At 65.3% G+C, this 12448-nt stretch carries 12 protein-coding genes; 10 read left to right on the top strand and 2 right to left on the bottom strand.

Annotated elements, in window-relative coordinates; genetic code table 11:
- Positions 1–84 precede the first annotated feature (84 nt).
- Genes FFS45_RS22860 through FFS45_RS22820 form a run of 9 tightly spaced genes read left to right on the top strand, consistent with a single transcriptional unit; the run spans position 85 to position 9304 of the window.
- Entirely contained in the window at positions 85–1866 is a 1782-nt protein-coding gene (locus FFS45_RS22860; protein ID WP_137956906.1) for a type II and III secretion system protein family protein, read from the top strand.
- Between the two features lie 21 nt (positions 1867–1887).
- Positions 1888–2205, top strand: a complete 318-nt coding sequence (locus tag FFS45_RS22855; RefSeq protein WP_137956905.1) for a hypothetical protein — start codon at positions 1888–1890, stop codon at positions 2203–2205.
- Positions 2206–2231: 26 nt separating this feature from the next.
- Positions 2232–3473 carry an AAA family ATPase gene (locus tag FFS45_RS22850; protein ID WP_137956904.1) on the top strand — a complete coding sequence of 414 codons (1242 nt, stop codon included), beginning with the start codon at positions 2232–2234 and terminating at the stop codon, positions 3471–3473.
- A complete protein-coding gene (locus FFS45_RS22845) occupies positions 3460–4827 on the top strand; it encodes a CpaF family protein (RefSeq protein ID WP_137956903.1) in 1368 nt (455 codons plus the stop codon). Before FFS45_RS22850 ends, FFS45_RS22845 begins: the two co-directional genes overlap by 14 nt.
- A gap of 49 nt (positions 4828–4876) precedes the next feature.
- Positions 4877–5854, top strand: a complete 978-nt coding sequence (locus FFS45_RS22840) for a type II secretion system F family protein (protein ID WP_137956902.1) — start codon at positions 4877–4879, stop codon at positions 5852–5854.
- A gap of 59 nt (positions 5855–5913) precedes the next feature.
- Positions 5914–6885: a type II secretion system F family protein gene (locus FFS45_RS22835; RefSeq protein ID WP_137956901.1), complete on the top strand. Its 972-nt coding sequence runs from the start codon at positions 5914–5916 to the stop codon at positions 6883–6885.
- A gap of 51 nt (positions 6886–6936) precedes the next feature.
- Positions 6937–7413 carry a TadE/TadG family type IV pilus assembly protein gene (locus tag FFS45_RS22830; RefSeq protein WP_171029722.1) on the top strand — a complete coding sequence of 159 codons (477 nt, stop codon included), beginning with the start codon at positions 6937–6939 and terminating at the stop codon, positions 7411–7413.
- Positions 7410–7931, top strand: a complete 522-nt coding sequence (locus FFS45_RS22825) for a TadE/TadG family type IV pilus assembly protein (RefSeq protein WP_137956899.1) — start codon at positions 7410–7412, stop codon at positions 7929–7931. Before FFS45_RS22830 ends, FFS45_RS22825 begins: the two co-directional genes overlap by 4 nt.
- Positions 7932–7966: 35 nt before the next feature.
- A complete protein-coding gene (locus FFS45_RS22820) occupies positions 7967–9304 on the top strand; it encodes a vWA domain-containing protein (protein ID WP_171029721.1) in 1338 nt (445 codons plus the stop codon).
- Here FFS45_RS22820 and FFS45_RS22815 read toward each other — a convergent pair.
- Together FFS45_RS22815 and FFS45_RS22810 are read right to left on the bottom strand one after the other, a co-directional pair.
- Positions 9284–10633, bottom strand: coding sequence for a hypothetical protein (locus tag FFS45_RS22815; RefSeq protein WP_137956897.1), 1350 nt, complete (start codon positions 10631–10633; stop codon positions 9284–9286). The two genes, FFS45_RS22820 and FFS45_RS22815, sit on opposite strands and share 21 nt — an antisense overlap.
- Positions 10634–10700: 67 nt before the next feature.
- Positions 10701–11699, bottom strand: a complete 999-nt coding sequence (locus tag FFS45_RS22810) for a glycosyltransferase family 9 protein (protein WP_249362895.1) — start codon at positions 11697–11699, stop codon at positions 10701–10703.
- 321 nt (positions 11700–12020) lie between these two features.
- Here FFS45_RS22810 and FFS45_RS22805 point away from each other — a divergent pair, with 321 nt between their 5' ends.
- The gene (locus tag FFS45_RS22805; RefSeq protein ID WP_249362894.1) at positions 12021–12356 is read left to right on the top strand and encodes a transposase; all 336 of its coding nucleotides are present in this window, start codon (positions 12021–12023) and stop codon (positions 12354–12356) included.
- The last annotated feature ends 92 nt before the right edge of the window (positions 12357–12448 follow it).

The raw sequence follows: 12448 nt of genomic DNA, 5'->3' as shown, positions 1-12448 counted from the left end.
GATAACGCCGCCAGCGGGCCAAACCCAGACCCACACCAGACAACGAACGCGATCGACAGGATCCAGCAACGGGGGCACCACAACATGACTACCAAACCTGATTTCCCGTCCGGCCGTACGCCGCGACGCACGAGGGCAAGCCACGCGGTATGGGTCGCGTGGCTCGCCACCGGTCTGCTGCTCGGTCAGCTCGCGCTCGGCCAGGCCGCACTGGCCCAGCCCGCCTCGGACAACGGCACGGCCACCAAGGCGAGCGTTAACACGGGAGCAAGCGCGGGAACAAGCGCAAACACCAGCGCCACCCTGCCGATGGGCCGCGGACCGCTGCAGATGACCATCAGCATGGCCCCCGCCCCTGCCAGCGCCGCCGGCGCCGCAATGGCCACCGCGCCGCTGCACGGCCCGAACTGCACCGGTTCGATTCGCGGCGAAAACACCGTATTCGTGCCGGTCGGCAAATCCGTCCTCGTGCCGGTCGACGAACCGGTGCGCAACCGCACGCTCGGCAACCCCGCCATCGCCCAGGCCACCATGGTGTCGCCACAAACGCTCTACGTACTAGGCGAATCGGTCGGCAGCACCAACATGATCGTGCAGGGCCGCAGCGGCGCATGCCAGATGATCGATGTCGTCGTCAATGTGGACTCGGGCGGTCTGCAAGCCTCGCTCACGCAGCTGATGCCCGAAGAACGCGGCATTCGCGTTTCCACCGCTGCCGACAATCTGGTGCTGGCGGGCCACGTATCGAGCGCACAGGCGGCCGCGCAGGCGGTCGAAATCGCCACGGTCTACAGCAGTCACAGCAGCGCCGACGGCGCGGCCAAGGGCGGCGGCGTGCTCAACATGCTGAGCGTGGATTCGCCGCAGCAGGTCATGCTTGAAGTGAAAGTGGCGGAGGTCGACAAGACGCTGATGAACCAGTTGGGCGCGTCGGTGAACATTCAGGGCGGCTTCGGCTCATGGACCGGCGCACTGGTGAGCAGCCTGCTCGCGGGTGTGTCGAGCGGCATCTCTGTCAACAAGGCTAACAATCTGCCCTTCCAGGTTTCGGTCGATGCGCAGAAAACCGACAACCTCGTGAAGATTCTCGCCGAGCCGAATCTGGTGACGATCAGCGGCCAGGAAGCGACCTTCCTCGCCGGCGGCGAAGTGTTTATTCCGGTGCCGCAAAGCAGCAGCACAGGTGCGACCACGATCGTGCTGCAGCAGGAAGACTTCGGGGTGGGCCTCAAATTCACCCCAACGGTGCTGGGCAACGGCCGCATCAACCTGAAGGTTGCCCCTGAGGTATCCGAACTCTCGCCGACCGGCGTCACGCTCAGCGCGACCAACGTCAGCGGCGCGACCATCCTGCCGCTCATCACCACACGGCGGGCTTCGACCACCGTGCAGATGAACGACGGCGAAAGCTTCGCGATAGGCGGGCTGATCAGCAACAACGTCACCGGTGCGCTGAAGGCGTTGCCGGGGATCGGCGAGGTGCCCGTGCTCGGGGCCCTGTTTCGCAGTACGTCGTTCCAGCAGGACCGCACGGAGCTGGTCTTCATCATCACGCCGCACCTCGTGCGGCCGCAGCGCACCGCCAACGTGCCGCTGCCCACCGACAGCTTCACGCAACCGAAGGACGCCGACATCTACGCGACCGGCAACATGGAAGGCCGCGCCGCCGCGCACAAGCCTGACACGGGCGCACCTGCGGCCGGCAACGCAGCGACACCCGCGCCGCTTCCCGCTCCAGCCCCGCTGCCCGCTCCCACTCCCGCGCCGCAGGCGCCGGTGAGCACCAGCGAGGCGCCGCCGAGCCCGCGCGACGCCCAGCAGGACATTGCAACCACGAGCGGCGCCCACACCGCGCTCGACCATTGATGTGATGGACAGGGGAATCCCATGAAACTCGCAACCCTTCTCTTCGCGGCGCGCGCCGCACTGAGCGTCACGGTGTTCATCGCACTGGGCGGCTGCATGACCAGCACGCCGATCTGGGACGCGCATTTCGGCGAGGCCGAAAGAGCCGCCACCCAGGCGCAGATCATCGATCCGCTGGCGGCCGAGCACGCGCCCTCGGCCGACGGCATCGACGGCAAGGCCGCTGCCTCCGCCATGACCCAGTACGACAAGTCGTTCGCGCAACCGGCCACCAACGTCAATCCCTTCGTGATCGGCATCAGTAATGGCGGAAGCAGCGGCGGCAGCAGCGGCCAATAACCTTCGACAACGTGGCGCAGACGATCATGATCGACATTCTCATCACCTCGAAAGACGCGACGCGCCTGTCGCAGATCGTGCACGTCCTCGGCGAATGCGGCGACTACCGCACCACCCGTGCGGCGGACAGTCCGTCGCTGCTGCTCGAGCGCGGCGACAGCCTCGATGCTTTCGACGTGCTGATCGTCGACGCCGCCACGAGCGAGGACGCCCAGTTGCCGGTGGTGGCGCAGTTGTGCCAGAAGCACAAGCACCTGTCCTGCATTTTGCTGACGCCGGATGTCTCGCCGCAAAGCCTGATCGCCGCCATGCGCGCCGGCTTTCGCGACGTGCTCAACTGGCCGCTCGAGCGCCGCGCGCTCGCCGATGCGCTCGTGCGTCTCGAAGCGCAATGCCTGCAGACGAACAGGCACACCACCGAGATCGTCTCGTTCATGTCGTGCAAGGGCGGTGTGGGCACCAGCTTCATCGCCGCCAACGTGGCGGACACGATTGCCGGCAAGCAGCGCAAGCGCGTGCTGATGATCGACCTCAACCAGCTCTTCGCCGACGCGGCCTTCCTCGTGACGAACGAAACGCCGCCGTCGACACTGCCGCAACTGTGCTCGCAGATCGACCGTATGGACCATGCGTTCTTCGACGCCAGCGTGCTGCACGTGAGCGACACCTTCCATATCCTCGCCGGCGCCGGTGACCCGGTGAAGGCCGCCGAGATCAAGGAAGACCGGCTCGAATGGATTCTCGGCGTCGCCGCGCCGCGCTACGACTTCGTGATCTTCGACCTCGGCCAGACGCTCAATCCGAACTCGATGCTCGCGCTCGATCGCAGCAACCAGATTCACCTCGTGCTGCAGGCGAGCATGCCGCACGTGCGCGCCGGGCGCCGGCTGCAGGAAATCCTCGCCTCGCTCGGCTATGCCGCCGAGCGCACGCGGCTCCTGCTCAACCGCTATGCGCGCCACGAGGAACGGGCCCGCGCGGCGATGGAGCAGGTGCTTGGCATGCGCCCGTACCAGGTGATACCGGAGGACGCCGCTGCGGTCTCCGAGGCCATCAATCAGGGCTTGCCGATTTCGAAGACAGGCCATAAGAGCGGCGTGTCGCGCAGCTTGCAGACGCTTGCCGCCAACATCGCCGGCCGGGCCGCCGCGGCCGTACCCGAACGCGCCAGGGGCGAGTCGCTGCTGGCGCGCATGCTCGGCCGCCAGGCGGCGCCGAAGCTCGAGATGCACTTGGACCAACAGGGGAAACATCATGTCGCTTCGTGAGCAGATCTCAGCCCAACGCGTGCAGCCTTTCGTCGAACGCTCCGAGGCGGGCGGCACGCCGGCCACGATGGTGCGCGCGGCCTACCAGAAGCTCAAACGCGAGATCCACCAGGCGGTGCTCGACCGCGTCGAACTGGAACGCCTGTCGCGCCTGCCGCCCGACCAGGTGCGCCAGGACATCGCCGCGCTGATCGGCCGCATTCTCGACGAGCAAAAGGCGCCGGCCAACGATCTCGAACGCAAGCAGCTCGTGGTCGACGTGCACGACGAAATGTTCGGCTTCGGTCCGCTCGAACTGTTGCTGCGCGACCCAACCGTCTCCGACATCCTAGTCAACACGTACCAGCATACCTATGTCGAACGCAGGGGCCGGCTCGAAGCCACCGACGTCACGTTCTACGACGACGCGCACCTGATGAAGGTGATCGAGAAGATCGTCTCGCGGGTCGGCCGGCGCATCGACGAATCGTGCCCGATGGTCGACGCGCGCCTGCCCGACGGTTCGCGCGTCAACGCAATCATTCCACCGTCCGCCGTCGACGGACCGCTGCTCTCGATCCGGCGTTTCGCGGTCAATCCGCTGCAGGTCGCGGACCTGGTGGAACTGAAAACGCTCACGCCGCCGATGGCGGAAGTGCTCGACGGACTCGTGCGCGCCAAGGTCAATATCCTCATCTCGGGCGGCACCGGCAGCGGCAAGACCACGCTGCTGAACATCCTGTCGGCCTTCATTCCGGCCGAGGAGCGCATTGTCACAATCGAAGACGCCGCCGAGCTGCAACTGCGCCAGCAGCACGTGCTGCGCCTCGAAACCCGGCCGCCCAATATCGAAGGGCGTGGCGAGATCACCCAGCGCACGCTGGTGCGCAACTCGCTGCGCATGCGCCCCGACCGGATCATTCTCGGCGAAGTGCGCGGCGACGAAGCGCTCGACATGCTCAATGCCATGAACACGGGCCACGAAGGTTCGCTCGCCACGATCCACGCAAACACGCCGCGCGACGCGCTCACGCGCCTCGAAAACATGATCAGCCTGGGCGGCCTGTCCTTGCCGACCAAAACGATGCGTCAACAGATCTCATCGGCGATCTCGGTGGTCGTGCAGGCTGCGCGCCTGACCGACGGCCGCCGCAAGATCACCAGCATTTCCGAGCTGACCGGCATGGAGGGCGACATGATCAACATGCAGGAAATTTTCACGTTCCGGCGCTCCGGAGTCGATGCAAATGGCAACGTGCGCGGCCACTTCTGCGCGACCGGCGTGCGGCCGAAGTTCGCCGAGCGCCTGCAGGCTTTCGGCGTCGTGCTGCCTGAGCGCATCTACGACCCGGAGCGCCACTTCGAAACCGCCTGAACCGCGCGGGCGTGACAACCGCCCGCACCCTTAGTGTCTGGAGACTGGCATGGCCCCGATCTTCTATGCAGCCATCGTGCTTCTGTTCGCCGCCGTCGTGTTGTCGATCGAGGGCGTGTACGAATGGTGGAACAGCCGTCACGGCCCAGCGGCCCAGCGGGTCGAGTCGCGAATCCGCGCGGTCTCGGCGGGCGGCCAACTGGGCAGCGCGCGCCTGAGCATCCTCAAGCAGCGTCTCTTAAGCGAATCGTCGCTGCTCGACAAGGGGCTGCTGTACCTGCCGCGCGTACACGCCATCGACCTGTTTCTGCAGCAGTCCGGCGTATCCTGGACGGTGGCGCGCCTGTTCGGCACCTGCGCCATCCTGCCGCCGCTCGCGCTGGTGATCCTGCTGTTCGCGGGCGCGCCGCTACTGCCCGCTCTTGGCGCGGCCCTGCTGAGCGCCGTGCTGCCATGGCTGTACGTGCGCTATCGGCGCGGGCGCCGCCTGCGCAAGCTCGACCGCCAGTTTCCCGACGTGTGCGACATGCTGGCCCGCGCGCTGCGCTCGGGGCACGCATTCACCGGCGCGATCGGGATGGTCGGCAGCGAGTTCGCCGAACCGATGAGCGGCGAGTTCCGCATCACCTTCGACGAAATCAATTACGGCATCTCGCTGAACGAAGCGCTGATGAATCTCGCCACTCGCGTACCGATCCGCGACCTGCGCTATCTGGTGATTGCCGTGCTGATCCAGCGCGAGACCGGCGGCAATCTCGCCGAGCTGCTCGACGGCATTACGTCGCTGATCCGCGAGCGCTTCAAGCTGTTCGACAAGGTTCGCGTGCTGTCGGCCGAGGGGAAGCTCTCGGCGTGGATCCTGGCGCTATTGCCGTTCGGCACCGCCGGCGTGATGGTGACGATCAATCCAGGCTTCCTCGACGTGCTGTGGCAGGACCCCGCCGGCGTGAATCTGCTCTGGACCGTGCTCGGTTCGATGGTGTTCGGCGTGTTCTGGATGCGACACATCGTCAAGATGCGCGTGTAGCGCCGCATCGTACATATCATCCATATCGCACTGCTTGACATTGATAAGAAGAGGATGCCATGCCAACGCCAGATTCGATGCACATGCTGATCCTGCTGGGCGTATTCGCCGTTGTGTTCGCTGTGGCGTTCGGCGCGATGCATACCTTTGTGCCGCGCGACATGCGCCGCCGGATCGAGCAGGCAGGCGGCATCAATGGGGCGTCCAGCCCCACGCCCGCCCCGGCTGCCGAGCAAAACGGCAGCGAATGGCTCGAAAAGCTCGCCGATATCTCGCGGCCGATCTCCCGGCTGTCGATCCCGAAGGAAGGCTGGGAACGCTCGTCGCTGCGCGTGCGGCTGATGAACGCGGGCTGGCGCTCGCCGAACGCCGCGCCGGTCTACTTCGCCGCGAAGACCGCACTCGCCGTCGTCATGCCGCTCTCGGCGATGCTGTGGCTGCTGCACGGTTCGGCGGAACAGGACACCTACGAACTCTCGCTGATCCTGTTCACGCTGGGCGGCATCGGCTACTACCTGCCGAACCTCGTACTCGGGCGCCGGGTCGCGTGGCGCAAGCGCAAGCTGTTCGAAGACTTCCCCGATGCGCTCGATCTGCTCACTGTGTGCGTCGAAGCGGGCCTGAGTCTCGATGCGGCTCTGCTGAAGGTGTCCGGTGAAATCCGCATCAGCAGCGCGGTGGTCGCGAGCGAACTCGACCTGATGCTGCTCGAAATGCGCTCGGGCTTCACGAAGGAAAAGGCACTGCGCAATTTCTCCTTGCGCACAGGCGTCGACGATATCGACTCGTTCTCGACGCTGCTGATCCAGGCCGAGCGCTTCGGCACCAGCATTGGCGCGTCGCTGCGCGTGCTGTCCGACACGTTGCGCACACGGCGGCGCATGCGCGCCGAAGAACAGGCCGCGAAAATCGGACTGAAGCTGCTGTTTCCGCTGATGTTCTGCATTTTTCCGGCGCTGCTCGTGGTGCTGCTCGGACCGGCTTTCATCCATATCTACCGGATCCTGCTGCCGGGCATGGCAGGGGCGTGAGGAAACGGAGGGGCTATGAAAGCGGCTATAAAACTGGCCATGGAACGGACCATGAAGCGGACCGTGAAGCGGGCTACAAGGCGGAATCGCGAGGACGGGGCCGCGGTCGTCGAGTTCGCACTCGTCTTGCCGGTCCTGTTCCTTGTGATATTCGGCGCAGTGCAGCTCGGCTGGCTGATCAACAACTATCTGCTGCTCACCGATGCGGCTTCGGTAGGCGCACACCTGCTCGCTTCCGAGCGCGGCTATGCCACGCCGTACAGCGATACCGAGCAAGCCATCCTCTCCGCCACCTCGACGCTGAAGAACACCTTGACGATCACCCTCAGCGTCGGCGGCACAACCTGCACGAGCGACACCGCCTGCGCCAGTGCGCTTGGCACCCAGACCCAGCCGCCCGCCGCGGGAACCCAGGCGAGCGTATCGCTCAGCTATGCGTTCAGCGCGCCCTTCAAAGGCGCTTTATACAGCCTCAAGTCGATGATGCCGTCGTCCCTGAGCGCCACCATGTCGGAGCTCGTGCAATGAAGGCCAGCCCACTCTCCCACACCACCAGCACGCCGTTGCGCAAGCCGTTGCCGGGCCTGCGCAGATTCGGAGCGGCGCAGGGTCCGAAGCGGCAACGCGGCATCGCCGCGATCGAATTCGCCCTGCTCGCGCCGCCGTTGCTCGCCGTTGCTCTCGGCATGGCGCAGTTCGGCTGGCTGCTCGGTAACTATGTGATGGTGGCAAACAGCGCCTCGTCGGCCGCGCGCTATTTCGCGTCGCAGCGCGGCACCACCACACCGTATAGCTCGACCAAGACCCAGGTGAATAGCTCGGCCTCGTACCTGAGCACGGGCAATCTCTCGATCACCACCTCGGTGAACGGCACGCAATGCACCAGCGATGCGGATTGCGCCACCGCGCTCGCGAGCGCAGCGGGCGACCCGGCGACGGTCACAGTCACCTACAGCTCGTTTTCTCCGCTCTTCAAGGGCACGCTGGCCGGGCTGGCCGGCGTGCCCTCTTCGTTGAACTCAACGATGGTGGAGCGCGTGCAATGAACACGCTTCGTCAATTGCCAGGCAGGAGGCCCTTTATGAACCAGAACCTTGCGCAACGCCGCTCGCGCGCCGGACAACGCGGCTCCATCTCGGTGATCGTCGCCCTGTCGCTGGTGGCGCTGCTGACGTTCGCGGCGATTGCCGTCGACGTCGGCTACCTGATGTTCAGCCAGCGGCGCCTGCAGGCCGCCACCGATGCCGCCGCCCTCGCCGGCGCGACGGACCTGTGGACCAAGAGCTGGGCGACCGCGCAGACCGATGCGCAGAACTACGCGGCCGGGCAAACCGCCAGCACCAGCAACACATTGCCCGGCAGTGTCAGCGTGACCAGCACGAATATCCAGGGGCTCAAGCTGGCGAGCGTCACCTTGCCGTATGGACAAGCGGCCTCGGGCTACAACGGTATCGAAGTGACGCAGCAGGCGAGCGTGCCCACATTCTTCGCGCGCGCTATCGGCATCAAGTCGTCGACCATCACGGCCTCCTCGAAAGCGGGCGCCGGCGGCGGCACCCAGGCCGCGCAATACAACGTGATGATCATCCTCGACACGACCTACTCGATGAACTCGATCGACAGCAACTGCACGAATTCCTCCGGCACCGCGCTCAGCCGCGAAGATTGCGCCAAGGCCGGCGCGCTGCAGTTGTTGACCGGGCTGACCAACGCGGGAGACAACGTCGGCCTGATGGTGTTCCCGCCCATGTCGTCGACCTACACGTACTCCTGTTCGAAGACCCAGCCCGGCACGGGAAGCAGCTACTCCGCCGTTGCGTCCGGCGCCAGTTCGACGCTGGGCGGCTACGAGATTTCGTCGCCCGCCAGCGGCTTTCTGACCAGCAGCGGCGCGGTCAATACCAGCGCGTCGGTGATCCAGGCGCTGGGCGGCGGCAGTTGCAACGGCCTGTCCGCAATCGGCGGCCTCGGCACGTTCTTTGGCGATGCGATCACCCAGGCACAAAGCGCCCTGAGCACGCTGTCGGCGTCACAGAGCCCGCCGGGACAGAATGTCATCGTGCTGCTGAGCGACGGCGATGCGAGCTCGAGCCAGAAGCAGCTGGGCAGCACGTTCAGCAGCACATACAACCAGGAGTGCCAGACCGCCATCAACGATGCGGCCACGGCAAAGGCTGCCGGGACGGAAATCTACACGGTCGCCTACATCGGCGGCGAGTCGTCCTCCGCGACCTGCAGTGACGGTACGGACAGCCTGTCGCCATGCACCACGATGCTCGACATCGCCACCAGCTCCGCGTACTTTTACTCGGACACCTGCAGCAATGCGGCGGGCGGAACCGCCGGACTGAACACGCTCTTCAAGCAGATTACCTACACGCTGACCAAGCCGCGGCTGCTACCGGCGGGCGCTACCTGAAGGCGGGGGCGAGTGAAATGGCGCTTTGCCCGCAGGCGGCCTCGTGCCGCGTCGAGCCCGGCGGAACAGTTTCGGAGCACGCAGCGTGCGCACGCGTTTCATCAGGCGCCACAGCGTCGAGTTGTGCACGCATGCCAGTTCGCTTTTAACCTCGGCGAGCGCAGCCCGCGTCGCGGCGAGCTCGGCATGCAGAATCGCATCGATACCCTCGCCGTCTATAAGCGCCACATCCACCATGCGCGTGGCGCGGCCCGCCGGGACCTGCGGCTGCGGCCAGTTCGCCGCCGCGCCGAACGCCATCACCTGGGTGGCCTGCGCCAGCTTGCTGGTCCACAGCACCAGTGCATCCGCCGCAACGCCGCCATTGGCCGCGAGCAGACGCGCAAAGCGCAGCGCGTCCAGGTGCACCTGCAAGCCCTCGAGCGGCTCGAAACCATGCCGGCGCTCGGCAGCGGGTTCGCGCTGCGCGCTGCCGAACGAAGGGCGAAGGCCGGTCAGCTCGTGAATCCAGCGCTCGGCGCCTTCGAGATACGCCGGCGAATGGCCCGCCAGATCGCAGTCGAACAGGGCATCGGCATGCGTTGCTGCGTCTCTTAGCGTCAGCAGCCAATGCGCGAGGAACACCCGGTAAGCCTGCAAAGGCGCGATCGTCGCGACATGCGCCTTGTAAAACGTCAGGTACGACTCGACCCTCTGCGGCCCGGCACCCGCGGGCGGCTCCGGCAACTTCACCTGCAGCGCCTCCATGGTCTGCTGAACCAGCGGCACGTGCCGGTTCAGCGCCAGCACCGCAAACGGCACGGCGACAAAATGCGCATTCCGGTGCGCCGCGAAAAGCTGCCAGCAGGACTGCCACTGCGAAATCGGGTTTTTCTCGACCACGATGTGCACCGCTTCCGGGAAAGTGGCGCGGAACCACGCCAGCCGCCCGAGCGAGCGGCAAAATTTCAGTACCGGAACACGGCCCTGCCGGTGCGCGCTGTCGAGCAGGCCGCGCACGTAACGCTCGAGCCGCTCGGCGTCCGGTGGCGCCTCGTTATCGAAACGGTCGACGGCAAACCCCTCCTCATAGCCGGCAATGCCGCTCGCGCCGGGGTCGAGCATGTGCGCGAACTCGGCGAAGTATGGCGCTTCGAGCACCGGATGACCGGAACGCCAACTGTCGGCGGTGCTGCTCGCGAGCTTGAGGGGATCGATCGTGGCCAGCATTTCGTGCAGCGGCTCGTAGTAGGCGGTGACCTCGTCGAGCTTGCGAAAGCACGACCACAGCCACGTACCCGCCGTCCTGTATCCGGTATGCAGAAAGACGGCCTGGCGTTTTGAATTCATGGAAGCGGCGCAAGAATGATGAAGGGACGCGTGCATCGCCGCGCCGGCCGGTCATGTGGCGCGGATCTCATGCGAAGCGGAAGCTGGTGCGCAGTTGCTCGAACGCGCGCGAGACCTGCCTGACTGACAACATGTACTTCCAGTAGCGCTCTTTCAGGAACCCGGTCGGCAGATAGGTGCTGCCGATCAGGACTTGCCCCGCCCCCCAGCCGGGCCGCCAGGTGCGGGCAATCCCACTGCGCATGAACAGCGACAGTGTCGGAATATGCAGGCTCGATGCCAGGTGGCCGATTCCCGAGTCGTTGCCGATGAACCAGCCCGATTCATAGATCCATGCGGCGACGTTATCGAGCGAGCCGAGATCCGGCAGCGCAAGCCCGAGACGTTCGATGTGAAGCCAGTCGGCGCGCTCCTGCGGCGCGACGACAAACTCCGGGCTGAAGCCCAGCTTGCGCAACTGCAGGGCGAGGCGGATGAAACGCGACGCCAGCCAGCATTTGTCGGCCGTGCTGGCGGTAGGGTGAATCGCCACGCGAAGCGGGTGCTTGCGATACAGCAACCCGGCCGGCGCGGTCATGCCATTGCTCTTGTGCGCGCTCGCCAGACCCAGCTCGTCCAGACAGAAGCGCGACAGCCGGTCCGCCATGGACTGCGGCGAGCGGACCCGGCACAGGTGATCGAGAAAGATCACCCTTGGGTGAGAACGTTCGAGGCCGATGAACGGCCTGTTCCGATGCATCTGCAATACGCAGTCGAAGCCGGACAGTCTGGGTGCCAGATCGCGAGGTACCGGGATGCCTGGCGCCCGAGGGTCGAGCAGCGGAAGGCCGGCGCCCGGATGGCCGGCCCCCGGAAGCCCGGCCCCCGGATGGCCGGCCCCCAGATACTCCTGGGTATCGACACCCGGGAACCAGTTCCGCAAAGAATGGATATGCGCGCCGAACACGGTGACTTCGACGCCGTTATGACGGAGATTTCGCGCAATCGTCATCATCAGCAGTGAATCGCCGATTGCTGGCGAAAGAACCAGCGCTACGCGGGAGATTGGCTGAACGGCCGGCCACATGGATCAATCCGGATGACGCGCCTACGGATGGGAGAACGCTTGCCCGCTCGGAACCACACGACCGCGCTCCGAACCAGCAGCAGTCTAGAACCGGTGCGTATTTTTATAGTTACAGGTTCGTTTACAAACGTTTACCGGACGAAAACGTTACCAAGGGGTGAACCTGCGCAACAGGTTCATCTGTGACGTCAAATTCACTTGACTGCGCAGCGCTCGCGCTGAAAGAATGAAAACCGCCCAATGAGAGTAAGGCGAGCTGCGCTATCGCTATACCGGCGCAGTCATTTAGTAATATTAATTATATTGTTGCGGGAAAATTTTATGGCTATGCCGGCTCCAGACGGCGCGTCTGCCGTACCATTTTGGTCCACGCTCCCCGAACCAGCGCGACTCTCCGATCAGGAGTGGTTTCGCGTCCAGCACCTCTTTTCGAATCACGACATCAAGCGCGGGCGCCCACGCCGCCCCGATCGCGAGATACTCGACGCCATCCTGTGGGTCGAGGCGAACGACAACAAGTGGCACCGGCTGCCCTGCTCCTATCCGCCTGCCCAGACCTGCTATGCGAAATATGTCGTCTGGCGGCGCGACGGCTTGCTCGGGCGGGTCAAGGACCTGCTGGCGTGCACGGTCGACGGAGCGCAGAAGTGCGCTTGATCCGCGGCGTTGGGGTTTGCTGAAAAGCACGCCGCAGCCGGGAGCGCGCAGCCTCAGGCGGCGACGGGTGAAGCGCGATCCCGGCCGCCTGG

Source organism: Burkholderia sp. 4M9327F10, from assembly GCF_005503145.1.
Classification (GTDB): Bacteria; Pseudomonadota; Gammaproteobacteria; order Burkholderiales; family Burkholderiaceae; genus Paraburkholderia.
Note: the sequence above shows the minus strand (reverse complement) of the source record. Positions and strands in the feature narration are given on the sequence as shown.